This is a genomic window from Kineosporia babensis, assembly GCF_021129305.1.
GTDB classification, from domain to species: domain Bacteria; phylum Actinomycetota; class Actinomycetes; order Actinomycetales; family Kineosporiaceae; genus Kineosporia; species Kineosporia babensis.
In genome coordinates this window covers 229,396-254,794 of record NZ_JAJOMB010000001.1, presented here as the reverse complement: position 1 = coordinate 254,794, position 25,399 = coordinate 229,396, and the positions used below count along the sequence as shown (strand labels likewise).

The window sequence follows — 25,399 nt, the reverse complement described above, 5'->3', positions numbered from 1 at the left end:
AAGCGTCCGTAAACCAAAGGACGTCCGTAAGCCGGACCGCTCAAGGCGCGCCGAAACGTCCTCAGGTAGCCAGGTACTGATGCACCAAGGTGACCGCCATCGCACCCTCGCCCACCGCGGAGGCGACCCGTTTGACCGAGGCGGCCCGCACGTCCCCGGCCACGAAAACCCCGGGGATGCTGGTCTCCAGGTGGAAGGGGTCGCGACTGGGCGCCCAGCCCGCCGGGCGCTGGCCGGAGTCGAGCAGATCGGTGCCGGTCACCAGGAACCCGGCGTCGTCCCGGATCAGCTCCTCGGGCAGCCAGTCCGTCATCGGGGCGGCCCCGATGAACACGAACAGGTGCCCGCAGTCCACGTCCTCGGTGGCGCCGCTGGTGCTGTCGCGCAGCACCAGTTTCTGCAGGTGCCCCTCGCCCTGGCAGGCGATCACCTCGGTGCAGGTGCGCACCTCGATCCGGTCGTTCCCGGCGATCTGCTGGATCAGGTAGTGCGACATCGAGCGTTCCAGGTCGGGCCCGCGCACCGCGAGGGTGACCTTGGCGGCCTGACGGGAGAAGAACATCGCGGCCTGCCCCGCCGAGTTCGCGCCCCCGACGATGACCACGTGCTGGTCCGCGCAGGCCTCGGCCTCGGTGGCGGCCGAGCCGTAGAACACGCCCTTGCCCACCATGTCGTCGGCGCCGTCGGCCCCCAGTCGGCGATAGGAGACCCCGGTGGCCAGGAGCACGGCGTGGGCGGCGATCCGGCTGCCGTCGTCCAGTTCCAGCACCCGCTTGGGCCCGTGCGTCTCCAGTCCGACCACCCGGCGGGCAGTGAGCAGTTCGGCCCCCAGGCGGGTGGCCTGGCGCCGCGCCCGGTCGGTCAGCTGACCCCCGCTGACTCCGTCGGGGAAACCTAGGTAGTTCTCGATGCGGGAGCTCTGCCCGGCCTGCCCTCCGGTGGCCCGGCTCTCGACCAGCACCGTGCGCAGGCCCTCGGACGCGCCGTACACCGCCGCGCCCAGCCCGGCCGGACCGCCGCCGACGATGACCAGGTCGTAGAACTGCTCGGCCGGGGTGGTGGACAGGCCGATCTTGTCGGCCAGCTCGCTGAGGGTGGGATTCAGCAGGACGTCGCCGCCGGCCGTGAGCACCACCGGCACGTCGGCGGCGGTTGCTCCGGCAGCCTGCAGCAGCTTGCCGCCCTCGGCCTCCTCCACCGTGTACCAGTGGTAGGACATGCCGTTGCGGGCCAGGAAGTCGCGCACCTCGTGGGCCTGGGCCGACCAGCGGTGACCGATGATCCGGGTGGACTCCACCTCCGGATCACCGGCGGCGACCCAGGTCTCGAGCATCTGGTCGAGCACCGGGTAGAGCTTCTCCTCCGGCGGCTCCCAGGGCTTGAGCAGGTAGTAGTCCACGTCGACGAGGTTGATCGCCTCGATCGCCGCATCCGTGTCGGCGTAGGCGGTCAGCAGTGCGCGGCGGGCCCGGGGGAACAGGTCCATCGCCTGCTCCAGGAACTCGATGCCGTTCATCCCGGGCATCCGGTAGTCGGCCAGCAGGACCGCCACCCGGTCGCCGCGCAGCCGGATCTCCTGCAGCGACTCCAGGGCCTGGGCGCCGGAGTCGGCGCGCACCACGCGGTAGTTCTCGGCGTAACGACGTCGCAGGTCACGGGCCACGGCCCGGGACACGGACGGGTCGTCGTCGACCGTGAGAAGGATCGGCTTGCTCACCGGCAGGGGCTCCTCAGGGCTGGGGTTCCCGAGAGTAGTTCGGCTCGGGCCGGGCGCACCAGGGATTACGCCGGTGGCGCAGGCCCGGGGAGTGCCGGACCGGTCACCCGTCGTGGTCGGTTGGCGAACCGTTACGTGATGTCCCCCGCTTTAGCCTCGAAGCTGCGTTCCGGCTCGACTACTGTCTAGGCCTTGTAAACCCCGAGTCGGATATCAAGGAGTGCGCACGTGACCGACTGGGACCCGTCCGCCGTAGCCGCTGCGCTGCGAACGGGGAACCGGTTCCCAGGGGGAGCCGTGGTCGGGGTACTTGCGGTGGGTCACTCCCAGACCCGCATGTGGGTGCTGGAGTCCGAGGCCATCGGTGACGCCCCCGCTCAGGTTTCCGGAGAACCGGCCCCGGTGTCGGGCCGCCCGGTCGTGCTGTCCGAGCGGGAGCTGGACGGGGTCGGCGGCGAGCTGTTCGACGGGCTGCTGCTGGAGCGCGCCCTGGTGCGGATCGGCGAGGTCCCCGGGGCGGACGAGGCGCTGGTCGAGAGATTGCGCGCGGCCAAGGGCAAGCCCTGGCGCGGGCTGCGCGAGCAGTTGGTGGGCCAGGTGCGCCGGGCCCGTGAGGAACTGACCGCCTGGCACAGCGCCACGGTCGAGGTGGCCGACATCCCGGGCCTGGCCCCGGACGGCCCGCTGCGGCTGGACCGGATCGAGCTGGACAACGCGCTGCGCTCGTACGCGCTGCAGATGGCCCGCGAGTTCGCCACCACGATCGAGGACTCGGGGCACCGGCCGGCCCTGCTGAACGGGATCTACCTGCTCGGCGACGCGCGGATGCCACTGATCGTGCGCTCGGTGTACGACGTGCTCGGGGTCAGTCCGCAGGTGGGCACCGAGCCCGCGGCGCAGCTGTCGCCGGCGAACGGGGTTCGGCAGATCACCGGGCCGATTCCGGTGCCGGGCCAGAGCACGCCGGTCTCGCCGGCGCAGGGGCTCAGCCTGCGTCCCACCCCGCCCAAGCCCAAGGGCGCGCGCGTGGTGGTGCCCGGGACGACCACGCCCAAGCCGGCCGCCTCGGCCAGCGTGGATCCGGACGATGCCGAGGTGTACCGGCCCGACGCCGAAGCAGACGGCGTGGTTGCCGCGGCCGCTTCGGCGCCGGAGCCTGCCTCAAAGGGCAAGAAGACCAAGCCAACCAGGGGCAAAGCCCGTGATGCCGGGCCGGCGGCCGCGCCCAAGGCCGGCCCGCCGAAGGCCGCTGCATCCGAGGCTGAGGCTGTTGCGCCGGGCCGGCCCAAGCCGGAGGAGTTGACCGACACCGGTTCGCTGCGCCTGCTGCGGGACGAGGGCGACGGCTTCGACGAGGGCCGGATCGACGGCACCACCGCCCCCGGCAAGAAACGCCGCAAGGTGCTGGTGCCGGTGTTCGGCGGCGTGGCCGTGATGGTCGCCGCCTCGCTGATCGTGGTCGGCCTGGTCCGCAACGACAGCCCGGCCGACCCGGGCGCTCAGGCTCCCGACGACGTGTCGCTGAGCGCGGCCAGCATCGCTACCCCGAGCGCCACCGCCACCCTGGAGCCCACTCCGGCGGTGGTCGCCCTGCCCGCGGTGGAGGGGCTGAAGGCCAAGAAGGTCGGCATCGCGATCGCGCTGACCTGGGACGAGGTCGCCGGCGCGGACCGGTACGCGGTCTACCGCGATGCCGGCACCGAGGACGAGAAGATCCGCACCACGATCGGCACCAAGCTCACCGACCGGCCGGGCGACGGGGTGCGTCACAGCTACACCGTGTTCGCGCTGGACGAGGACGAGAACGAGGGCGAGCCGGGCAGCGAGGTGAAGGCGAAAGCGGCCACCCCGTACGGCAAGCTGCAGTACATCGCCAGCGACTGGACCGGGATCGTGCCGCAGCAGCCAAAGCGCAAGGGCAGCGCCGGCCAGGTCTGCGAGCCCAAGACCAACAAACTGGCCGGCTCCAAGGCCCGGATCGTCTGCCGCTACCCCGACGGCCTGATGCTCACGGTCTACCACTACGGCTCGCAGACCGGCACCGACCACCGCTACAACGACCTGAGCGAGAGCAAGGGCGTCAAGACCGGCACCTGGACGGTGGACCTGCGCAAGGGCGTCGAGGCGTCCGGCCGGCTGCTCACCGGTGGCCCCAAGGACTCGCCCTGGCGCTGGATGGCCTACGACTCGGCCCCCTCCTACGCGGTGCAGGCCCAGTGGCCGGAGCACTCGGCCGACGAACTGGCCAAGTGGGTCAAGAAGCGGATGCCCTTCCACCAGTAGTCACCTGCGCCTGAGCAACTCCTCGGCCAGGAGCGGGGCCACCAGTCGGGCGTAGGCACCGGTGATGTGGTTGTCGTCGCGGTAGATCAGCGTGTTGCCCACCACCACCGGGCAGGTGGTGTCGCCGCAGAACCAGGGCAGCGGATCCACCACCCGGGCCCCGGCCCGGCCCACCGCCTCGGCGATCCGTTCGCGTTGCTGCGACCCGGCCGCCTGCTGCGGGCTCTGGGCGCAGGCGCTGACCTTCTTCGGGTGCTGGGAAAGGCATTCCGGCACGTTCTCCTGGGCGGCCGGGGTGTCGGCCAGGAACACCAGGTCGGTGCCCTTGAACCGCTGCGTGGTGGCGGCCCAGCCCTCGGCCCAGGTGCCGTCCACGTCGTCGTTGCCCTCGACCAGGTCCATGTGGTCGGCGATCGAGGTCATCACCACCAGAGCCGGTTTCAGGGCGTTGATCCGCCGGATCGAGTCCTGCCGCCAGGCGTTGCAGGTGCGGTAGCTGCCCCGGAACGCCTCGGCGTACAGATCCACCTCGGCCGGGGTGCACATCACCTTGGTGAACACGGCCAGCCGCCAGCGGTGTTTGCGGGCCAGCACCTCCATCGCCGGATACCACTGCGCGGCGTGCGAATCGCCGAACAGCACCACCGTCGAGCGCTTCTTGCCCTTGCCCTTCGGGGCGCCGAGCTTCTCGCAGTGCTGCGGGGAGCGGCTCTCCAGCACGGCCACGAAGCAGCCGTTGCTGCTGATCGCGGGCTCGTCGTCGGCGGCCTGGTCCAAGGCCGGCTCCAGGTTCTTGGGCAGCTTCGAGGCCTGGGCGGCCGTTCTCAGGCGGCTGCTGAGGAGTTCGTAGTTGGCCGAGGCCGGGCCGTCCAGAGTGAGACTGGTGGCCAGGCCCTCACCTTGGGACTGTCGGGCCGGTAGAGCGGGAACCAGCAGGGCCAGCCCCACGGTGAGTGCGGTCAGGGCGACGGCGAAAGTACCGGCCTGGAGCGGCTTTGCTCGCAGCTGATCGTGATTGCGCAGAGGTTGCTCGACCATGCTGTACCCGATGCAGGCCAGGCCGAGGGCGACCAGGGCGGCCAGAAGCTTTTCGGTGGTGTCGAACTCGTGGCCCAGGACGTAGGGCGCGATCACCAGGACCGGCCAGTGCCACAGGTACCAGGAGTACGAGCGGGCGCCGATGAACTGCAGAAAGGGCAGTTTCAGGGCGCTGGTCGGGCGAAGGCACCCGGCGCCGATCACCGCGACCGTACCCAGCACCGGAACCGCCGCGTACCAGCTCGGGAAGGGAGTGTGGGCATCGAAGAACAGTGCGGCGTAGGCGATCGCGCCCAGGCCCGCCCACCGCACCAGAGGCACCCAGCGACTGAGGGACCCCAGGGCCTGTCCTGGCCGGAAGTTCTCGCCCCAGAGCACGGCAACCCCGAGCAGCGCCCCGGCGCCGAGCTCCCACACTCGCGTGGGAGCCCCGAAGTATGCCGAGATGGAGGACGATTGGCTGCTCGCCACTGAGGTGGCGAAGGAGACCGCGACCAGCGCGATCAACAGTGCCGCGAAGGCCGCGCGGCGGCGCAGCAGGACCAGGCCGATCAGGACCAGCAACGGGATGAACAGGTAGAACTGCTCCTCCACGGCCAGTGACCAGAAGTGCTGCAGCGGAGAAGGGGAGGTGCCGGCCTCGCGGTAGTCGTTGCCCGACTGGATCAGCCGGATGTTGATCACGTACCCGGCCGCGGTCACCGCGTCGTAGGCGATCGCCCGCAGCCGTAGCGGCGGCAGCCAGACCCAGGCCGCGATCAGGGTGGAAACCAGGACCAAGGTGGCGGCCGGCAGCAGGCGTAGGGCCCGGCGGGCGTAGAACCGGCCGATCCGCAGGCGCCCGGTCTCGGCCACCTCGCGGGCCAGGTGCGAGGTGATCAGGAACCCGGAGATCACGAAGAAGACGTCGACCCCGATGTATCCACCGGTGAAAGTGCTTACCCCGCAGTGGTAGAGAACTACCAGCAGCACGGCCAGCGCGCGCAGGCCCTCGATGTCCGGCCGGAAGCCCGGGCGCGGCGAGGGCTGATCCGGCGCCGGCGTGGTGATGCGCAGGCCTTTGGCCGGGATCGACCTGATCTCGACATTGCTCACGGACTCTGGATCGGCATCCGGCGGGGTCGACTGACCTCGTCTGTTCAGCCCAAAGAGGCGTACAGCGGATCCTCAGACAGCGCGCCGAACCCTCCCAGCCAGGCGGCCCACAGTGGTGCCACGACCTTGGAGGAGAACGACGGATGAACGCTCGTGACGAAGCCCGGCGCACCACGATGGCGGTCACTTCGGGCCTGGCCGTGGCCGCGATCGCGACCACGGTGACGGTGGGCCTGGTGGTCGCCCGGAGCGAGAACGCCGACGCGGCCACCGGCTCGACCGTGGACTCCGGCAGTTCTTCCTCCAGCACCGATCAGTCCAATTCCGGCAGTTCCGGCAGCGCGGGCATGAGCCCCGGCAGCGGTTCCGCCGACGCCACTTCTGGAGGTTCGTGATGCCACTGCTGGAGACCCTGCCCGTGCTGCCCACCGTTCGCCAGTGGTCGGTCTGGAGCACCACCGCGCGGATCGTCGTGACCGATCCGGAGATTGCCGATGCCGCCGCCGAGCTGGTGGCCGAGCAGCTGAGCGAGGTGGACGAGGCATGCAGCCGGTTCCGCGACGACAGCGAGCTGATCCGGGTGCAGCAGCGGATGAGCGCGGCCGGGGTGACGGTTTCCCCGCTGCTGGCCGTGCTGCTCGGCGCCGCGCTGGAGGCCGCCGAGAAGACCGACGGCGACGTCGACCCCACTCTGGCCGATGATCTGGCCGCTCTGGGTTACACCGAGGACTACTCGGTGATCGAGGCCCAGGCCGGCGAGCTCACCGTCCCGATCACCCTGACCCGCCGCCGGCGGCACGACTGGCGCGACGTCACTCTGACCGAGCGCCGGTTGCAGATGCCCGCCGATGTCCGGCTCGACCTGGGCGCCACCGCCAAGGCCTGGGCCGCCGACCGCGCCGCCCGCACCATCGCGGCCCGCTTCGGCGTCGGCGTGCTGGTCTCGCTGGGCGGGGACATCGCCACCGCCGGGCCGGCTCCGGAGCCGGGCTGGCAGGTTCTGGTGCAGGACGGCGCGGCCGAGCCGGCCTCGCGGGTCGGCCTGGACGAGGGCCTTGCCGGTCTGGCCACCTCCAGCACGGTCAGCCGCAGCTGGCGTAACGGCACTCGCGCGGTGCACCACATCCTCAACCCGGCCAGCGGCCTGCCCGCCGAGCCGGTCTGGCGCACCGTCTCGGTCGCGGCCGGTTCCTGCCTGGACGCCAACATGCTCTCCACCGGGGCGATCGTGCGCGGAGAAGAAGCGCTGCCCTGGCTGCGCGAGCAGGGCCACCCGGCCCGGCTGGTGGCGGCGGACGGCCGGGTGCTGTGCATCAACGGCTGGCCCGCGGACCAGGCCGTCGCGGTGGATGCCGAGCAGGTGCACGAGATCAGGCTCGACAGGCAAGCCGCGTGAGTACCGATGCGCTGTGGTACCTGGCCCGGGGCAGCGGCGTGGTGAGCCTGATCCTGTTCACCGTCGTGGTCGCCCTGGGCATCGGTACCCGCTCCGGCCGCGGCTTCGCCGGGATGAACCGGCTGGCCGTGGCCTCGGTCCACCGGGCCGCTTCGTTACTGGCCCTGGTCTTCCTGGTGATCCACGTGAGCACCCTGCTGTTCGACCCGTACGCCCAGCTCGGTCTGGTCGACGTGGTTGTGCCGTTCGGCTCCGGCCACCGGCCGTTCTGGGTCGGCCTGGGCACTCTGGCACTCGACCTGGCCCTGGCGGTGGCGATCACCAGCCTGCTGCGGGAGCGGATCGGGCTGCGGGCCTGGCGGGCGGTGCACTGGCTGGCCTACGCGATGTGGCCGATCGCCCTGGCGCACGGCATCGGCTCGGGCAGCGACCGCAGCACCGGCTGGATGCTGGCGATCGACGCCCTGTGCGTCCTGACCGTACTGGCCGTGGCAGTGAGCACCCACCCGGCCTTCCGGGATACCGAAACCCCCAGCACTACACCACAGCTCGTGACTACCCGAGGGGAGCAACGATGACCATGACCGCCATGACACCGGCCCAGGGGCTACGGATGCCCCCGGACGGACCCCGGCTCTTCGCCGCGCCCAACCCTTCCCTGGCAGCTCATTTCGCCACCTACGGCGCGATCCCCGATGTCACGCCGGCTCAGCTGCTCGAGCAGGTCCACCGGTCCGGGCTGACCGGGCGCGGCGGGGCGGGCTTTCCCACCGCCACGAAACTGGCGGCGGTCTCCGGCAAGGCGATCGTGGTGGCCAACGGGGCAGAGGGTGAGCCGGCCAGCCGTAAGGACGTCGAGTTGCTGCGCCGGGCACCGCATCTGGTGCTCGACGGAGTCGAGGTGGCGGCCCGGATCATCGGCGCCGAGCAGGCCTACGTCTACCTGCGGCCAGAGGTGATCCCGGTGGTGCAGCAGGCCCTGGCCGAGCGGACCGGCGGCCTGCGGATCACCGTGGAGGCCGCCGCCGAGGGGTTCGTCAGCGGCCAGGAGACCGCGGTGGTCAGCCGCCTGAACTCCGGCCCGGCGCTGCCCCGCTTCAGCCGGTACCGGATCTTTCAGCGCGGCGTGGGTGGCAAGGCCACACTGGTGCAGAACGTGGAGACGCTCGCCCACCTGGCGCTGATCGCCCGGTACGGCGGCCTCTGGTTCACCACCGCCGGAACCGCCGACTCCACCGGCACTTTCCTCACCACCGTAGGCTCTTCGGTGTGGGAGGTCAACCACGGAATGACCCTGCGCCAGCTGCTCACCTCGGCCACCGGACAACCGGCCGAGGAGTGGCAGGCCGTGCTGGTCGGCGGTTACCACGGCACCTGGCTGCCGCTGCCCGCCGCGCTCGACGCCCCGCTCTCCAGGGAAGGGCTCGAGCTGTACGGCACCCGGCTGGGGGCAGGCGTTCTGATTCCCCTGCCGAGCACTGCCTGCGGTCTGGAATTCACCGCATCCATCGCCGGCTACCTGGCCGCCCAGTCCGCGAAGCAGTGCGGCCCTTGCCAATTCGGCCTGCCCGAGCTGGCCCGGAACCTGCATGCCCTGGCCGAGGGCCGGGGCGGGACCGAGGTGATCCGGCAGACCGCGGGGCTGGTGGAAGGCCGCGGCGCCTGCCACCACCCCGACGGCACCACCCGGATGATCCGTAGCGCCCTGAAGGTTTTCGCCGACGACGTGCGTCTGCACCAGCACGGCCGGTGCCTGGCCCGGATCGCCGAGCCCTACGGAGGTGCCCGGTGAGCCGTCCGCTGATCATCGACTGGACCGCCTGCGAAGGCCGGGGCCTGTGCGCCGACCTGTTGCCCGAACTGATCGGCCAGGACAAATGGGGCTATCCGCAGAGCCGTTCCGGCCGAACGGTTCTGGTTCCCCCGGAGCTCGAGCGCCCGGCCCGGAAGGCGGTGCACCTGTGCCCGCGCCTGGCCCTGCGACTGGAGGCCGACGCAAAGACGCGGGTGACCGGCTGAGCCGGCCACCCGCGTCCCTTGTTGGCAGTTCTCAGGTGGTGCGCTGGATCGTGGCGCTGCCGGTCGCACCCAGTTCCGGGTCCAGCACCAGCTTGTAGGCCCCGGTGGCGGAGGGGTAGAACGAACAGGTCTTGGCCGCGTTCTGCAGCCAGCACCAGCCCTCGAGCTTGTCGGTGGCGGAGAACATGAACAGGAAGGCCGAGCCGCCGGTGCCCCAGTTCGTGGCCGACACCTTGATCGGCAGCTCCTCGCCCTTCTCGCCGTAGACGCCGAAGTTGGCCCGGCTGCCCTTGTTCGCGATCTTGGCGGTGACTGCCTTGTTGGTGGCCAGCTGGCCCATTTTCAGGTCGGTGGCCAGCGTCAGCGAGATCTTTCCGACCGCCGAGCCGGTCGGGTCGACGACGAACTTCCAGTATCCGTCCAGGGTCGGGGTGAAGTCGTAGAAGGTGGGCGCGTTGTTGATCGCCACGGTGTCGGCCAGCGTGCCGTCGGGCGTGTAGAGGTAGCCGACCGCCTTGCCGTTGGTGCCCAGGTTTGCGTCCGTGATGTCCAGGCTGATGTGCGCCTTGTCCTTGGCCACGGCCTTGAAGTAATGGACGATGTTCTGGCCCGGGACCGTGGTCTCGCTCGCGGTCGCGGTGTTCTCCTTCAGCGTCCCCTTGTCGACGTCGCCGGCGTAGGTGAAGGTCGTGGTGCCGGTGGTCTTGGGGTCGATCGCCATCACGGTGAGCTTCAGGGTGCCGTTCATCGTCGGGGTGAAGTCGTACAGCGCGGTCTTGCCGTTCTTCACCGACCAGAAATCGGCCAGGACGTAAGTGGTCTTGCCGTTGGCCGTGTACGGGACGTAGAGAAACATCCCCACGTTGTCCTGGCCGCCCTTCCACTCCGAGGTCTTGGTGCTGAAGGTGACGTGATCACCCTTCTCGGCCACGAAGGTGTAGCTGACCGTGTCGCCGCCCTTCTCGATCTTCGCGGTCGTCTCCTTGCCCGATGTCAGTTTACCGCCGCTGATTTCGGCGGCCGAGGCACTCGCGGCGGCCCCCAGGCCGCTCAGCAGCAGGGCGCCGGTCGCCGTCGCTACGAAGGCGCGCCGAAGACGTCTGATGTTTCTCATGGAATTCCCCCAGATATTCCGCCCGCGCGCACGGTCCAGCGTGCGCGTGTGACGAGAACGTACGGCGCAGAAGCTTTTACGCCGGTCCGGACCCCCATCCGGCACACCAGTAACACTAGTGGTATCGAGAGGCAACTTTCCGTGACCGACGGGCCCGCCACGCCGAAACTGCCCGTTCGGGAATGTCCGCCCGGCCGGTCGGGATTGTGGATCGATGTGGCGGGGATAGGCTCGCCGAGAGTGATGATGTCTGGACGGAGAGCCAAGATGACGCTGCCCCACGACGCCGATGCCAAGCTGGCCGAGTACGCCCACCCCGAGCGCCTGGTCACCACCGGCTGGCTTGCCCAGCATCTCGGCGAACCCGGCCTGGTCGTGGTGGAGAGCGACGAGGACGTGCTGCTCTACGACACCGGCCACATTCCCGGCGCGGTGAAGGTGGACTGGCACACCGAACTGAACGACCAGGTCACCCGCGACTACGTGGACGGCGCGCGGTTCGCCGAACTGCTGTCCGAGAAGGGCATCGGCCGCGACACCACGATCGTGTTCTACGGGGACCGCAACAACTGGTGGGCGGCCTACGCGCTGTGGGTGTTCACCCTGTTCGGGCACGAGGACGTCCGACTGCTGGACGGCGGGCGCGCGGCCTGGATCGCCGAGGGCCGCGAGATGACCGACGAGAAGCCCTCGGTCACGCCGTCCGACTACCCGGTGATCGAGCGCGACGACACGAAGGTCCGGGCCTTCAAGGAGGACGTGCTGTCCCACCTGGGCAAGCCCCTGGTGGACGTGCGCTCGCCCGGTGAGTACTCCGGCGAGGTCACGCACATGCCGGACTACCCGCAGGAAGGAGTGCTGCGCGGCGGTCACATTCCGGGCGCGGCCTCGGTGCCGTGGGCGCGGGCGGCGGCGGACGACGGCCGGTTCCGGTCGCGCTCGGAGCTGGCCGCGATCTACGAGCAGGAACAGGGTCTTTCGCAGTCCGACGACGTGATCGCCTACTGCCGGATCGGCGAGCGCTCCAGCCACACCTGGTTCGTGCTGACGTACCTGCTGGGGTTCGGCCGGGTGCGCAACTACGACGGTTCGTGGACCGAGTGGGGCAACTCGGTGCGGGTGCCGGTGGTCCGGGGCAGCGAGCGGGGCTGAAGCTCTTCGGCGTCACTCGTCGTGGAATCGCTCAGGTGCGGCTCGCTGTCCGAGCGGTCCCAGGTCTTCGGCCTGAGGGTCGCGACCTGCGGGTTTGCCCACGCTTGCTGAACGCAAAGTCTCCTCAGGGGTACCCAGCGTGGACATCGGAGGCAATACTCGGTAGCGATGCCACGTCTGCCGGGGGAGGGTTCGGATGCCCGACGAGGCGGCCGCGCCGGGTGACGCGACCTTCGGGTCCGCGTTCGTCGATCGCTGGGTCCGTGGCAGCATCGATGTCACCCCCCTGACCGAGGCCGACCGGCGGGGCGTCGAGGCCGGTCTGGCCGCGCTGCACGAAGCGGCCGTCGGCCACCCCTGGCACGGCAACGTGGTCTGGGTCCGCTCCCCGCAGGAGCTCGCCCGGGCCCTGGCCAACGCCCCGGCCCTGATGCGCGGCCCCTACCTGGCGGTCGCGGGCCGGGCCCGGGCGTTCCGGGTGGCCAAGGCGCTCAGCCAGGGGACGATGGTGCTGGGCTACGCGTTCATCGCCGCCATGGTGGCCTTCCTGCCGTCGTACTACGCCGGCTCGATGGTCAGCCGGGCGGCCGGATATCAGCTCGAGGGCGGCGGCCTGCTCGCCGTCGTCGTCCTGGTCACCATCGTCACCGGCCTGGCCGCGGCCGCGGTGCTGTCCCGGGCCGCGATCAACTCCGCCCGCAACGTCTTCGCCCCGATCGGCGCCGAGATCGAGCAGACCGTGCAGCCGATCCTCGCGCCCGGCCGGCTCGGCGACCTGGACGTCGCCGCGGCGGTGCGGCGCCGGACCGGCGGCCTCTGGGACGAGCGGCTGCTGGACGGCGCCTGGACCGAAGGGGCCAAGGTGCGCGGCTTCCATCGCGACGGGATGCTGCACGATCCCTCGGTCCCCGGTGCGGCCGGGCCGGCAGCGCTACGCGAACTGGGCGGCAGCCTGCTGCTCGATGCGCCCGGGCAGGCCGTGCTGTCCGGGCTGATCGACGTGCGCAGGGCCCTGGTCTGGGTGCCCTACGCCTGGCTCACCGTGGTGCTGGAGCCACCGGTACAGATGCACACCGAGCAAGCCGGAGAAGGGGTGAGGCTGCATCGCGAAGACGGGCCGGCGCTGGTCTGGGCCGACGGGCAGGTGGAGTTCTACCTGCACGGCGTGCGCATCCCGGCCGAGCTGGCGGGCCGTGAACCGACCGTGCGCGAACTGCACGCCGAGCGCAACTCCGAGGTCCGGCGGGTCCTGATCGAGCGTGAGGGCTGGACCCACTACATCTCCCGGGCCGGGCTGCGGCTGGTGTCGCAGGCCCCCGACCCCGGCAATCCCGGCCGCGAGCTGCGGCTCTACCGCACCCCGGCGCGGGTGTTCGATTCCGATCGGCTGCTGCTGATGACCAACGGCAGCCCGGACCGCACCGGCGCTCTGCGGCACTACGCCGAGCTGGTCCCGGGCACGCTGAACGACCCGGTCGAGGCCGCGGCCTGGCAGTACGGCGTACCCGCCGACGTCTACCGCGAACTGGCGCGCCGCACCTGACGCGCCCTTTTCGAATCGAGAAGGAGCACGACATGCACACTTACGGCTCGGCGCTCGCTCTGATCGGCGTCACCGTTCCCGACCATTTCCAGGCCGAGGCGGATGTCCCGGTGCTGACCGCGCCGCAGGCCCAGGGAGACCTTCTGATCGTGCCCGTCGCCCCCGAGGGCGAGCGGCCGTGGACCGCGCTGCCCGACGAAGGGGAGCAGGTGGTGCACGGCGAGGCCACCGGCAACACCCATTGGCTGCACCGCGGTTTCGACTCACCGGGCGTACGCTGGGTCCGGGCCGACGGCGAAGACCCGCTCGTGGTGGGATTTGTCGAGGTGCCGCCGGGGCAGAGCGCGATGCTGGTGCACACCGACGAGCACGGCGCCAACGGCATCGGGCCCGGTACCTACGCCATTCGGCGCAAGCGCGAATTCGCCCGGCCGGAGCCGCAACTGGCCACCAACCCGCTGCTGCGGGGATTCGGCCGGCGCCCCGACGCCAACGCCTGGGATCTCGTCTGGGACTGACGCTGTCGGCGGGTTCGCGCGGTCTGCGGAGCGTCCCCCATTCAGGCAACCGATGGGGGACGCCTACGCGCCGGTCAGTCGCTCAGCGGGCCAACGTCGGCGACGGTCAGCACGGCCGTGCCGGCCTCGTCGCTGGCCGCCAGGTCGACGTCCGCGGTGATCGCCCAGTCCCGGTCCCCGGCCGGGTCGTCGAGGATCTGACGGACCTCCCACTTGCCCGAGAACTCCTTGATCTGCAGCATCTTCGGACCGCGGGCGTCCGGGCCGGTGCCGACCGAGTCGTACTCCTCGAAGTACTCCTCGATCGCCTCCTGCCATTCGTCGGCGGTGTAGCCGTCGGTCTCGGCCTCCAGCTCGCCCAGCGGGGTCCAGGCCCGCTTGGCGAACAGCTCCACCCGGCGGAACATCGCGTTGCGCACCAGCACGGTGAACGCCCGCTTGTTCGCGGTGACCGGTGGCGGGCCGGTCGGCGTGGCCGGTTTACCGGCGGCCGCCTCCTCCTCGGTGGGGTTGCGCAGTGACTCCCACTCGTCCAGCAGGCTGGAGTCGGTCTGGCGGACCAGTTCGCCCAGCCATTCGGTGAGGTCGGTGATCTCCTCGGTGCGCACCGCCTCCGGCACGGTCTGGCGCAGCGCCTTGAACACGTCGGACAGGTAGCGCAGCAGCGTGCCCTCGGACCGGGCCAGCTGGTAGAAGTTGATGTACTCGCCGAACGTCATCGCCCGCTCGAACAGGTCCCGGGCCACGGACTTCGGCGACAGCTCGTGGTCGGCCACCCAGGGATGCCCGGCCCGGTAGATCTCGAAGGCGCCCTCCAGCAGTTCCTCCAGGGGCTTGGGCCAGGTCACCTCCTCGAGCAGCTCCATCCGCTCCTCGTACTCCAGGCCCTCGGCCTTCATCTCGGCCACCGCCTCGCCCCGGGCCTTGTGCTGCTGGGCCGAGAGCACCTGGCGCGGGTCGTCGATGGTCGCCTCGAGGATGGACAGGACGTCGAGCGCGTACGTCTCGGACTCCTTGTCCAGCACCTCGAAGGCGGCCAGGGCGAACGGCGACAGCGGCTGGTTCAGGGCGAAGTTCGGGGCCAGGTCCACGGTCAGGCGCACGGTGCGACCGAACTCGTCCGGCTCGTCCAGCTTCTCCACCACGCCCGAGGTGAGCAGCGCGTCCCAGATCGCCTCGGCCTGGTCCAGGTGCCGCTGCCGGGCAGCGCCCTCCTCGTCGTTCTCCTCCAGCAGCTTCTGCACCGCCGCGTAGGCGTCGGCCGGGCGGGCCAGCACGTTCAGCACCATCGAGTGGGTGACGGCGAAGCTGGAGGTCAGCGGCTCGGGCGGGGAGGTGCTCAGGCGCTCGAAGGTGGACTGGCTCCAGGAGACCGAGCCCTCCGGCGGCTTCTTGCGGACGATCCGCTTTTTCTTCTTCTCGTCGTCGCCGGCCCGGGCCAGCAGACGCGCGTTCTCCACCTCGTGGTCGGGCGCCTGGATGATCACGGTGCCGGCGGTGTCGAACCCGGCCCGGCCGGCCCGCCCGGCGATCTGCATGAACTCGCGCACCTTCAGGTGCCGCTGGCGCACCCCGTCGTACTTGGACAGGCCGGTGAAGACCACGGTGCGGATCGGCACGTTGATCCCCACGCCCAGGGTGTCGGTGCCGCAGACCACCTTCAGCAGGCCGGCCTGGGTGAGCTGCTCGACCAGGCGCCGGTAGCGCGGCAGCATGCCCGCGTGGTGCACCCCTACGCCGTGCCTGACCAGGCGCGAGAGGGTCTTGCCGAAGCCGGCGTTGAACCGGAAGTCGCCGATCGCCTCGGCGATCTTCTCCTTCTCGGACTTGGTCGCCATGTTGACGCTCATCAGCGCCTGGGCCCGCTCCATGGCCGCGGCCTGGGTGAAGTGCACGACGTAGATCGGTGACTGCTTGGTGTCCAGCAGTTCGGTCAGCGTCTCGTGCAGCGGGGTGGTGGCGTAGGAGAAGAACAGCGGGACCGGGCGCTGCTCGGAGCTGACCGTGGTGGAGGGCCGGCCGGTGCGCTTGGTCAGCGCCTGCTCGAACCGGGACACATCACCCAGGGTGGCCGACATCAGCAGGAACTGGGCCTTGGGCAGCTCGAGCAGCGGCACCTGCCAGGCCCAGCCCCGGTCCGGGTCGGCGTAGAAGTGGAACTCGTCCATCACCACCTGATGGATCGGCGCCTCGGCGCCCTGCCGCAGCGCCAGGTTGGCCAGCACCTCGGCGGTGCAGCAGATGATCGGGGCGTCGGCGTTGACCGCCGCGTCCCCGGTCATCATGCCCACGTTGGCCGCCCCGAACGTCTCGATCAGGCTGAAGAACTTCTCCGAGACCAGGGCCTTGATCGGCGCGGTGTAGTAGCTGCGCTCACCCCGCGACAGGGCGTAGAAGTGCGCCCCGGCGGCGACCATGCTCTTGCCCGAGCCGGTCGGCGTGGCCAGGATGACGTTCGAGCCGGAGACGATCTCGATCAGCGCATCCTGCTGGGCCGGATAGAGCTCCAGCCCTTTCTCGGACGTCCACTCGGTGAAGGCCTCGAAGACCGCGTCCGGGTCGGCGTCGGGGCCAGGGGTCTGGGGCAGTCGGTCCAGCAGCGTCATGATCCGCCCATGCTCTCACTCCTCGGGGGACCAGCACCGGTTGCGGTTACTCCGTCCCGTCCTCGGCCGGCCAGCTACCGCTCCAGTTGTCGGTCTGCCGGGCCCCGTCGACCAGGTAGGCCTTCATCCGCAGCTCCCGGTCGTCGACCTCGGCCGCCCAGCCGGCGCTGCCGTCCGAGACCAGCTCGGTCTGGGTCTTGCTCGCCACGCTCACGCTCTGGACCGAAGGAGCGACGACCACCACGACCCCGCCCGGACTGCCGTTGTCGTAGCTGATGAAGGCGGCGTCGGGGCTGGTGTCCGGCATCCCACCGGCCTCCCTGGAGGTCCAGGCCTCCATGTCGGAGCCGGAGGCACCGTTCGGCCCCAGCAACCAGATCCGGCCCCAGGTGTTCGGGTTGCCGCGCTCCACGGGGTAGTAGACCTCGGCGTAGCGCAGCTCGCCGACGTCGCCGGCCGCCAGCACCACGATGTCCTCGACCGCCGGGGCCTTCAGCCGGGGCTCGTCCTCGGTGAGCTCCTCGATCGCCTTCTTGCTGAGCTCCTCGGTCCACTCGGCATCCGCGGCGAGGCTGCCCGCCGCCGGAAGCTTGAAGCCGGCCTGCTGGAGGGCCTCGGGCCAGGACGGATCGACGGTGGGGGTCGGCGAGGAAGCCGCTGTCGTCGAGCTCGCTTCCGCCGAATCAGCCGAATCGGCGCTGTCGGTGGAGCCGGAGCCGGTGCATCCGGCCAGCGCGGTAGTGGTGGCCAGCAGTACGGCCGCCCAGCGAGTCCGGTTCATGACACTCCCTTGATCATCCCCACCAGAGTTCGTCTCCCAGACGCCGCTCGCGAGCATGCCGTTGCAACGCGGCCGGTGCCGTGCACAGACGGCCTAACCGGCGCACTCTCAGCTACTGCCGAACGCCGTCCCGGCCAGGCCGACGAACCCGAAACCGCCAAGTGGGGACGTTCGCGCCCAGTCAGCGCGAACGTCCCCACTTGGTGGTGACCCCCGATGGATCAGGCCGAGGCGATGGCCGCCACCGGGGAGATCTTGGCCGCCCGCCGGGAGGGCAGCACCGAGGCCAGCGCCCCGGCGATGGTGGCGACCACCAGGATCAGCAGCACCTGGGCCAGCGGGATGCTGATCGCGACGGCGCCGGAGCTTTGCAGCGCGGCCTTGACCCCGAGCACACCGAAGACCGAGCCCAGCACCACCCCGATCGCGGCGGCCACGCCGGCGATCAGCATCGCCTCCCAGAGCAGCATCCAGCGCAGCTGACCCCGGGTCAGGCCGAGCGCCCGCAGCACCCCGGACTCCTTACGGCGTTCCAGCACCGACAGGGCCATGGTGTTGCCCACGCCGATGATCGCGATCACCACGGCCACCGCCAGCAGGCCGAGCACGATCAGCAGCAGAATGTCGAGCAACTGGTTGAAGCTGGCCCGCTCCTCGGCCGAACCGGCCAGCGTGCCGTTCGGGTCGACGTCGGCCGCCGCCGTGGCGATCGCCCTCAGGGTTTCGGCCAGTTGGCCGTCGTCCATGTCGTCGGCCAACTGGGCCCAGATCTCCGACATCTGGGTCTGGTCGGTCAGCTGAGCCAGGTCCGTGGACGTCACCCGAGGGGAGTTCACGTTGCTGCTGAACACCAGATGGGCCTTGAGTTCGATGCTGCGGCCGTCCTTGGTGATCTTGACCGGGTCACCCTCCTTGATCCCCAGTTCCGGCGCCAGGTATTCGGCCAGGACGATGGTGCCGGGTTCCGGGATCAGCCCGGCCTTGTCCGAGCGCACCACCGAGGCAGACTTGGTCGTGTCGATGCTCTGAACCGAGTACTCCGGCAGCGAGCCGATGTCGACGGTCGCGGCCTCGACCGGGATGGCTGCGCTGACGTTCTTGACCCCGGAGATCGTGCCCGCCAGAGTGGCTGGGGCGTCCTCGTCGCCGACGTAGTAGGCGACGTCGGTGGGGTAGCTGTCATCGATCAGCGCGGTTGCCGACGCCCGGGTGGTCGCTGCTCCCACCACCATCGTGGTGCACAGGGTGACACCGACGATCAGGGCGGTCGCGGTGGCCGCGGTGCGCTGCGGGTTGCGGGTGGAGTTCAACGCGGCCAGCTTTCCGGGCACCTGGCCCAGCGGGCCGAGTACCCGGCCCACGCCGGCGACCGCGATCGGGACCAGCCAGCGGCACAGCAGCAGGGCGCCGAGGAAGAACAGCATGCCGCCGACCGCGCCGAGCATCAGGTCGCCAGAAGTTCCACCGTAGTAGGCAATCCCAATGCCGGGCAGTCCCAGAAGCAATCCGAGGGCTCGGCGCACCAGCCCTCTGCCGGTGTTGATCGGTTCCTCGTCCATCGGGCGCATCGCGGCCAGTGGGGCAACCTTGGTCGCCTTCCGGGCCGGGTTGAACGCGGCGACCATGGTGACCACGGTGCCGAGCGCCAGACCGATCAGGACGGGCTGGGCGGTGACCGCGACCCCGTTCAGCGGGACCACCGACTCGAACTGTGAGGCTATCGCGGAAACCCCGGCCGCCAGGGCGATCCCGGTGGCGACGCCCAGCGCTGAGGCGGTCAGGCCGATCACGAACGACTCCAGCAACACGCCGCGCCGCAACTGTCCGCCAGCGGCGCCGATCGCTCGCAGAAGGGCCAGTTCGCGGACTCGCTGGGCCAGCAGAACGGTAAAGGTGTTGGCGATCACCAGGGTGCAGACGAACACCGAGATCGCGGCGAACACCAGTAGCACGGTGACCAGTTCGGCGTTGTTGCCGCTGACAGACCTGGCCACGGCCTCGGCCTGGCCCTCGCCGGTGCGCACGGTCAGGCTCTCGCCGCCGGGCATCGCCTGTACGGCGGAGGCGACCTCGGTGGTCAGATCGGCCGGGGTTGTGCCCGGGGTCGCGGCGATCCGGATCGACTCCACGTCCTGGGCGTTCCAGGCCTGGTTCTGGGCGGGAGTGGTCCAGTACTGGTCGCCCTCCATGATGATGCTGGACGAGCGATCGGTCAGGCCCACCACAGTGGCCTGCACATCGCGCTCCGGTTCGGTCTCCTTCCCGGACTCCGCGTCCCAGACCGCGGAGAGGGTCAGTGTGATCCGGTCGCCGACCTTGGCGCTGCCGTCGGCTGCGGCCACGACCTGGCCATCACCCTCCGGCCAGGTTCCGGAAGTCAGCTTCTGCCAGCGCAGGTCGCTGTCGGCCAGGGTCTGAACCTGGCCGTAGGTGGCGCCAGGGACGCCCTCGATCTGGACCCGCGAGTAGGAGTACTGGTCCAGCGCGACCGCGGCCACTCCGGGCAGGGCCCGCAGCTTCTCGCCGATCTGGGTCCACTGCTGGGGCGTGGGCGACTCGCTGTCGGTCTGTTCCCAGTCGTAGGTGGCCACCGCGTCGGTGGTCAGGTACTGGCTCGAAAGGGCGCCGTAGACGGTCTTCTTGGAGGTCTCGTTCAGGGTCAGGGTGGCCACCACGAAGCCCACCGCGATGATGATCGCCAGGGCGGTGGCGATCAGCCGGTGCGCCTGGGTGCGCAGTTGCGCGAGGCTGAGGGAGAACATTGCTCAGCCTCCCAGGTGGCGCAGCGCGTCGAGCACGCTGTCGGTGGTGGGGTCGAACAGCTCGCCGGCGATCGAGCCGTCGGCCAGCAGGACCACGCGGTCGGCGTAGGAGGCGGCGACGGGGTCGTGGGTGACCATGACCACGGTCTGGCCGGTTTCGCGGACGCTGGCCCGCAGCATGCTGAGGACTTCGGCGCCGGCGGTGGAGTCCAGGTTACCGGTGGGCTCGTCGGCGAAGACGACGTCGGGGCGGGGGAGCAGGGCGCGGGCGATTGCGACGCGTTGCTGCTGGCCGCCGGACAGCTCGGTGGGGCGGTGGTTCAGCCGCTCGGAAAGGCCCAGTCGCTGCACGATGTCGTCGTACCACTGCTGGTCCGGGCTGCGCTTGGCCAGGGTCATCGGAAGTTCGATGTTGGCCTTGGCGTTCAGTGCGGGAATCAGGTTGAAGGCCTGGAAGACGAAGCCGATCCGGTCGCGCCGCAGCCGGGTGAGCTTGGCGTCGTTCAGCCCGGTGACCTCGGTGTCGCCGAGGAAGACCTGGCCGGCCGAAACCGTGTCGAGCCCGGCCAGAACGTGCATCAGGGTGGACTTTCCGGAGCCCGAGGGGCCCATGATCGCGGTGAACGCACCCTTGTCGAAGGTGACGTCGACCCCGCGCAGCGCGGCGACCTGGTTCTCGCCCCGGCCGTAGACCTTGCGCACACTGTGGGCGCGCACAGCGGCCTCGGCGGAAGACCGGACCGGCTGGGTCTGACCATGGGGGGCGTGCTGGCCGTGCCACTGCGACTGCTGGGCCGAGGTCCAGGACATCGGTAACTCCTCCTCAGAAAAGGACGTTCGCTTCACTGAGGAAGAAGCTATTGACCGGGCGGTACCGGGCACATCGCGCCGCGGGATGATCCACTCGGGTCAGACCTGGGTCTGACGTGTCAGCCCCGGGGCCCACCGGCCTAGGCCTGTGGTCGTAGAGGCCGGAACGTGCTCAGGGACGCACGATGCCCAGCTGGTAGGCGAGCACCACGATCTGGACCCGGTCCCGGGCCGCGGTCTTGGTCAGCACCCGGCCCACGTGGGTCTTCACCGTGGCCTCGGAAACCACGAAGTGCGAGGCGATCTCGGCGTTGCTCAGGCCGTTGGCCATCAGCACGAACACCTCGTACTCGCGCGGCGTCAGCTCGGCCAGCGCCCGCGGCATCGGATTGTCCGGCCCGGGGGTGGGAGCCTGGTTCAGGGCGGCCGCCGGGTCGGGGACTCCGGTTGCGGCAGAAAAGCTTTTGGCGACGTCCGGGGCGGCCCGGGTGCCCGGGTCCAGGACCGGGGCACCGAGCACCTGCTCGGCATTGCCCTTGGCCAGGAGCGGGCCGATGTGGTGCAGCAGCCGGCGGGTGGAACTGGCGCCGATCACCGCGTCCCCGGCGAACACGGTGCGCACCGCGCCGAGCATCTCCTCCGGCGGCGCGTCCTTCAGCAGGAACCCGCTGGCGCCGGCCCCGATCGCCGACATCACGTACTCGTCCAGGTCGAAGGTGGTCAGCACGACCACCTTGGGCGGCTGCGGCAGCGCGACGATCCGGCGGGTGGCCTCGATGCCGTCCATCTTCGGCATCCGCACGTCCATCAGCACCACGTCCACCGCGGTGCCGCTGAGCCGGGTCACCGCCTCTTCCCCGTTGGCCGCCTCGACCAGCACGGTCAGGTCCGGCTGGGAGTCGATCACCATCCGGAAGCCGGCCCGCACCAGTTGCTGGTCGTCGACCAGCGCGACCCGGATCATCTCTGTGCTCACGACCCCTGACGGTAGGGCAGGTAGGCCCGAACTCCGAACCCGCCTCCTTGGCGGGGCCCGGCCTCCAGTTGCCCGCCGTACAGCGTGGCCCGTTCCCGCATCCCGATCAGGCCCTGGCTGCCGGGCGTGGCGGGGGTGGCGGCGGCGCCCCGGCCGTCGTCCTCGACCCGGATCTCCAGGGCCTCGCTCAGCCAGACCAGGCGGACCCAGGCGTTCGCGCCCGGGCCGGCGTGCTTGAGGACGTTGGTGAGCGACTCCTGCACGATCCGGTAGGCGGCCAGGCCGGGACCGGCGGGCAGGGTGATCGGCTCGCCCAGGACCTCCAGCTCCACCGTCAGCCCGCTGCCGCGCACCTGGTCGACCAGGTCGTTGATCGCCTCGGTGTCGGGCTGCGGGGTGAGCTGCTGGGTGCTGTCGTCGCGCAGCACGCCGAGCAGGGCCCGCATGTCGGCCAGAGCCTGGCGGCCGGTGGCGGAGATCGTCTCAAGTGCGGTGATCGCCGCCTGGGGGTTGTGTTGTGCGGCATACCGCCCGCCGTCGGCCTGGGAAATTGTCACCGACAGCGAGTGCGCCACCACGTCGTGCATCTCCCGGGCGATCCGGGCCCGCTCGGCGGTGGCGGCCAGCTGGGCCTGCTGCTCGGACTCGGACTCCAGCAGCCGGGCGCGCTCCTCCAGCCGGGCCTCGTCGCGCAGGCGCAGGCGGCGCATCCGGCCCATCGCCCAGATCCCGAACAGCACGGTGGTCATGAAGGTGAGGACGAACGGCACGTCGGACCCGTAGTCCATCAGACCCTGGTAGGCCATGGTCAGCGCACCGGCGAACCAGGCCACCACCGCCGCCACCCAGCCCGCCCAGCGCGGCCCGTAGGCGGTGACCGCGTAGAGCGAGCAGAACGCTGCCGCGACCGCGACCGGCAGGAAGGTGGACTCGCCGGTGATCATCACCAGCAGGCCGGCGGCACCCACCGCGATCGCCGAGCGCAGCGGCCGGCGCCGGCGCCAGGCCAGCGCGATCACCATGGCCAGGGACGGCAGCCAGCTGTAGCTGCTGGTGGCCGAGATCGCCGAGACGAACAGCAGCCCCAGCGCGAACACACCGGCCACCGCTGCGTCGACCTCGAACGGGTGGGCGCGCAGCCACTGGTACGTGGCCTCGAGCCGGGGGGTGTCCTCACTCACCTGGCCACCGTACGTTCGCCGGTCTCAGGGCACGTCAGACCGGCGGTGGATCTGCGGGCATCAGACCGGGGTCTGACACCCACAGGGTCCGGACGGGCAACCACCCGGACCCTGCGAGGGCAGATCAGTCCTCTTCGGGGTACGGGTTGTCCCGGACCGTCTTCAGTTCGGCCTCGCTCGGGTCCAGGGCCCCGGTGGCCCGGGCCTCGGCGTCGGCCTGCTGCCGGGCGGTCAGCGCGGCCACGCCCTTGGCCGCGTTCGGGTCCTCCTTGACCCCGGCGTAGAACACCCGCCAGTTCTCCCGGAAGCCACCGAAGGCGTCCGGCTCGACCCGGTGCTTGCCCTTGCCGGCCAGGTTGCGCCGGCGCTCCACCGTGTCGAACTGGGCCTGCATCATCCGCAGGTCCTTGAACAGGAAGGACAGCGCCTCGGGGGTGTAGCGCCAGTAGTCCACCGGGCACGGGTGGTAGCGCCAGCTGAACAGGGTGGAGTGATAGGTGAAGCCGCCCGGCTTCAGCAGCCGGATGATCTCCGGGGCGGCCAGCCAGGGCTCCCGGATGTGCTCGAAGACGTCGACGCTGATGATCGCGTCGAAACTCTCCGACTCGATCTCCGGGCAGTTGGTGATGTCGCCCTGGATCACCCCGGGCTCGGAGATCTCCAGGTCGAGGCAGTTGTACTCGAAACCGGGAAACCAGTCCTTGTAGGGATTGGCGCGTCCTCCGATTTCCAGAATTCGCCCACCCTTCACCCCAGATTTACCCAGCATCGTCTTGATGTGCTGGCCGAGGCGTTCGGTCCGGGGCGGGAAGGCCTCGAAGTTCTCTTCCAGCCGTTGCCGGGCCTTGGCCTGCTCGAGCAGCTTGGCGTCGGCCTCGGAAAGGCCACCGGTTTGCTGTTCCGGAGCCGGCCCACGTCGTCTGCCCAGCCGGCGCAACTGCTCTGTCACCACTTCAAGCCTCCGCTGGATTCGGGTCCGGGGAACGTGACCGTTCCTTTGTGCAGCAGCTGTGCGATGCACAAGGGGACGGCCAAAAACCTTACACTCCGCTGGTGCCCCATCATGTGATCGCTGTTGCGGAATCGGATTCCTTCCTGAAGTGGGCCGTCAGCCTTTTCGGGCAACTACCGGCCGGGACGAAGACCGAGGTGGTCGTCGCCTGCTCACCGGCCAGACCGTCGGCCTCGCAGCGGGTTGCAGCGCTCAGTGGCACCGCCTACGCGGGGCACGACCCGGAGGTGCTCTCGCCCGGCCAGCTGCAGAAGCGGGTCGAGCGGGACCGGCCGGACGCCGTGCTCCTGGCCCTCACCGGCCCCAGCGTGCACGCCTACTCCGAGGCGCTCAGCCGGGTCTCCCACCGGCCGGTGGTGATGACCGGCATCCCCGGCATCGCGATCCCGGCCCGGCGCCGGGCCTGGGGCTACCGCGGTGCGGTCGACCTGTGGATCGTGCACAGCCACCGCGAGGCGCAGGAGTACGACCAGGTGCGCCAGCAGATGGGGATGCGCGGCCGGCTCGGCCTGGCCACCATCCCGTTCCTGGCCGGGCCCACCGAGATCCTCCCCGACCGGGAGCTGGCCACCGGCGGAAATGCCGGTGAACAACAGGCTTTCGATCACGCCCCGAGCGGTGAGCTGGCCGCCGAGACCAGCGTCGAGCCGCTGAACGCGGTGGCTACGCCGAAACGTAATCGTGTGCTGTTCGCCACTCAGGGCAAGGTGCCCCGGGTGAAGAAGGACCGGATCCTGATCCTGCAGAGCCTGGCCCGGCTCGCCGCCAACCGGCCCGACCTGGAGGTCGTGGTGAAGACCCGGGGCGCGATCGGCGAGTTCCACACCCACCACGAGCCGCACCACTTCCAGGCGCTGTGGGACGAGCTGGTGGAGGCCGGCGAGGTGCACGCACCGGACGCGCTGACCTTCGCGGCCGGCTCGATGGCCGAGCAGCTGGCCAACGCGGTCGCCCTGGTCACGGTGAGTTCGACGGCCGTACTGGAAGCGATGGCGTTGGACATTCCGGTGCTTCTGATCGACGAGTTCGGGGTTTCCGAGAACCTGATCAACCAGGTGTTCGTTGGTAGTGGCGTGATGGGCGGACTGGACGAGCTGGAGCGAGGTGACTTCCGTCATCCCGAAACCTGGTGGCTGGCGGACAATTACTTCCACCCGCGCAGCGACAACGACTGGATCGGTATCCTCGACGAGCTGGTCGGGCAGGCCCGGTCCGGCCGGCTGGAGTCCATCGCCTCCGGTCTGAACAAGAGTCGCTCGGCCAAGCGCCGGCGGCTGGACCGGTTGCGTCTGACCCCCGCGGGCAGTGCAATCGTGCGGGCCCGGGTCCGGATGCGACAGAGGGTGAAGCAGTCCTCACTGCCCTCGGCAAGCACCGCGACCCGAAGTTCCTGAAC

20 protein-coding genes are annotated in these 25,399 nt (G+C 70.2%); 10 read left to right on the top strand and 10 right to left on the bottom strand.

The features are described from left to right. Positions 1-61 precede the first annotated feature (61 nt). On the bottom strand, positions 62-1,717 hold the full coding sequence (locus LR394_RS01100) for an FAD-dependent oxidoreductase (RefSeq protein ID WP_231438404.1): 1,656 nt from the start codon (positions 1,715-1,717) through the stop codon (positions 62-64). 228 nt (positions 1,718-1,945) lie between these two features. Between LR394_RS01100 and LR394_RS01095 the strand changes: the two genes are divergently transcribed. Next, complete coding sequence (locus LR394_RS01095) at positions 1,946-4,000, top strand: Hsp70 family protein (protein ID WP_231438403.1); 2,055 nt, start codon at positions 1,946-1,948, stop codon at positions 3,998-4,000. Here LR394_RS01095 and LR394_RS01090 read toward each other — a convergent pair whose 3' ends face one another. Further along, entirely contained in the window at positions 4,001-6,133 is a 2,133-nt protein-coding gene (locus LR394_RS01090) for an acyltransferase family protein (RefSeq protein WP_231438402.1), read from the bottom strand. It lies immediately after the preceding gene. A 143-nt stretch (positions 6,134-6,276) separates the two neighbouring features. Here LR394_RS01090 and LR394_RS01085 point away from each other — a divergent pair, with 143 nt between their 5' ends. From LR394_RS01085 to LR394_RS01065, 5 genes are read left to right on the top strand one after another with little or no spacing between them, the layout of a single operon-like run. After that, positions 6,277-6,528: a hypothetical protein gene (locus LR394_RS01085; RefSeq protein WP_231438401.1), complete on the top strand. Its 252-nt coding sequence runs from the start codon at positions 6,277-6,279 to the stop codon at positions 6,526-6,528. Further along, complete coding sequence (locus tag LR394_RS01080; RefSeq protein ID WP_231438400.1) at positions 6,528-7,529, top strand: FAD:protein FMN transferase; 1,002 nt, start codon at positions 6,528-6,530, stop codon at positions 7,527-7,529. Before LR394_RS01085 ends, LR394_RS01080 begins: the two co-directional genes overlap by 1 nt. Continuing rightward, complete coding sequence (locus tag LR394_RS01075) at positions 7,526-8,107, top strand: ferric reductase-like transmembrane domain-containing protein (protein ID WP_231438399.1); 582 nt, start codon at positions 7,526-7,528, stop codon at positions 8,105-8,107. Before LR394_RS01080 ends, LR394_RS01075 begins: the two co-directional genes overlap by 4 nt. Beyond that, the gene (locus LR394_RS01070) at positions 8,104-9,321 is read left to right on the top strand and encodes an NADH-ubiquinone oxidoreductase-F iron-sulfur binding region domain-containing protein (RefSeq protein WP_231438398.1); all 1,218 of its coding nucleotides are present in this window, start codon (positions 8,104-8,106) and stop codon (positions 9,319-9,321) included. The genes LR394_RS01075 and LR394_RS01070 overlap by 4 nt, the downstream gene beginning before the upstream one ends. Further along, entirely contained in the window at positions 9,318-9,548 is a 231-nt protein-coding gene (locus tag LR394_RS01065) for a ferredoxin (RefSeq protein WP_231438397.1), read from the top strand. Before LR394_RS01070 ends, LR394_RS01065 begins: the two co-directional genes overlap by 4 nt. A 31-nt stretch (positions 9,549-9,579) precedes the next feature. Here the strand turns inward: LR394_RS01065 and LR394_RS01060 are convergent, their stop codons facing one another. Next, positions 9,580-10,662 (bottom strand): hypothetical protein, encoded by a 1,083-nt coding sequence (locus tag LR394_RS01060; RefSeq protein ID WP_231438396.1) that lies wholly within the window; start codon positions 10,660-10,662, stop codon positions 9,580-9,582. Between the two features lie 267 nt (positions 10,663-10,929). Between LR394_RS01060 and LR394_RS01055 the strand changes: the two genes are divergently transcribed. The 3 genes from LR394_RS01055 to LR394_RS01045 all read left to right on the top strand — a co-directional run bounded on the left by LR394_RS01055 (position 10,930) and on the right by LR394_RS01045 (position 13,875). Then, complete coding sequence (locus LR394_RS01055) at positions 10,930-11,814, top strand: sulfurtransferase (protein ID WP_231438395.1); 885 nt, start codon at positions 10,930-10,932, stop codon at positions 11,812-11,814. Positions 11,815-12,010: 196 nt separating this feature from the next. Further along, positions 12,011-13,357: a DUF6745 domain-containing protein gene (locus LR394_RS01050; RefSeq protein ID WP_231438394.1), complete on the top strand. Its 1,347-nt coding sequence runs from the start codon at positions 12,011-12,013 to the stop codon at positions 13,355-13,357. A 32-nt stretch (positions 13,358-13,389) separates the two neighbouring features. After that, positions 13,390-13,875 (top strand): hypothetical protein, encoded by a 486-nt coding sequence (locus tag LR394_RS01045; RefSeq protein WP_231438393.1) that lies wholly within the window; start codon positions 13,390-13,392, stop codon positions 13,873-13,875. A gap of 74 nt (positions 13,876-13,949) precedes the next feature. On the opposite strand, the gene LR394_RS01040 is transcribed toward LR394_RS01045, so the two are convergent. From LR394_RS01040 to LR394_RS01010, 7 genes are all read right to left on the bottom strand, one after another. Further along, positions 13,950-16,481, bottom strand: coding sequence for a DEAD/DEAH box helicase (locus LR394_RS01040; RefSeq protein ID WP_231438392.1), 2,532 nt, complete (start codon positions 16,479-16,481; stop codon positions 13,950-13,952). A 46-nt stretch (positions 16,482-16,527) separates the two neighbouring features. Then, positions 16,528-17,262: a hypothetical protein gene (locus tag LR394_RS01035; RefSeq protein WP_231438391.1), complete on the bottom strand. Its 735-nt coding sequence runs from the start codon at positions 17,260-17,262 to the stop codon at positions 16,528-16,530. Between the two features lie 221 nt (positions 17,263-17,483). Continuing rightward, positions 17,484-20,024, bottom strand: coding sequence for an ABC transporter permease (locus LR394_RS01030; RefSeq protein ID WP_231438390.1), 2,541 nt, complete (start codon positions 20,022-20,024; stop codon positions 17,484-17,486). A gap of 3 nt (positions 20,025-20,027) precedes the next feature. Continuing rightward, positions 20,028-20,834, bottom strand: a complete 807-nt coding sequence (locus LR394_RS01025; RefSeq protein ID WP_231438389.1) for an ABC transporter ATP-binding protein — start codon at positions 20,832-20,834, stop codon at positions 20,028-20,030. A gap of 172 nt (positions 20,835-21,006) precedes the next feature. Beyond that, positions 21,007-21,798, bottom strand: a complete 792-nt coding sequence (locus LR394_RS01020; RefSeq protein ID WP_269328540.1) for a response regulator — start codon at positions 21,796-21,798, stop codon at positions 21,007-21,009. Between the two features lie 8 nt (positions 21,799-21,806). After that, positions 21,807-22,991 carry a sensor histidine kinase gene (locus LR394_RS01015; RefSeq protein ID WP_231438387.1) on the bottom strand — a complete coding sequence of 395 codons (1,185 nt, stop codon included), beginning with the start codon at positions 22,989-22,991 and terminating at the stop codon, positions 21,807-21,809. Between the two features lie 124 nt (positions 22,992-23,115). Next, positions 23,116-23,940, bottom strand: a complete 825-nt coding sequence (locus LR394_RS01010; RefSeq protein ID WP_231438386.1) for a class I SAM-dependent methyltransferase — start codon at positions 23,938-23,940, stop codon at positions 23,116-23,118. 104 nt (positions 23,941-24,044) lie between these two features. Here LR394_RS01010 and LR394_RS01005 point away from each other — a divergent pair, with 104 nt between their 5' ends. After that, positions 24,045-25,397 (top strand): DUF6716 putative glycosyltransferase, encoded by a 1,353-nt coding sequence (locus tag LR394_RS01005; RefSeq protein WP_231438385.1) that lies wholly within the window; start codon positions 24,045-24,047, stop codon positions 25,395-25,397. The last annotated feature ends 2 nt before the right edge of the window (positions 25,398-25,399 follow it).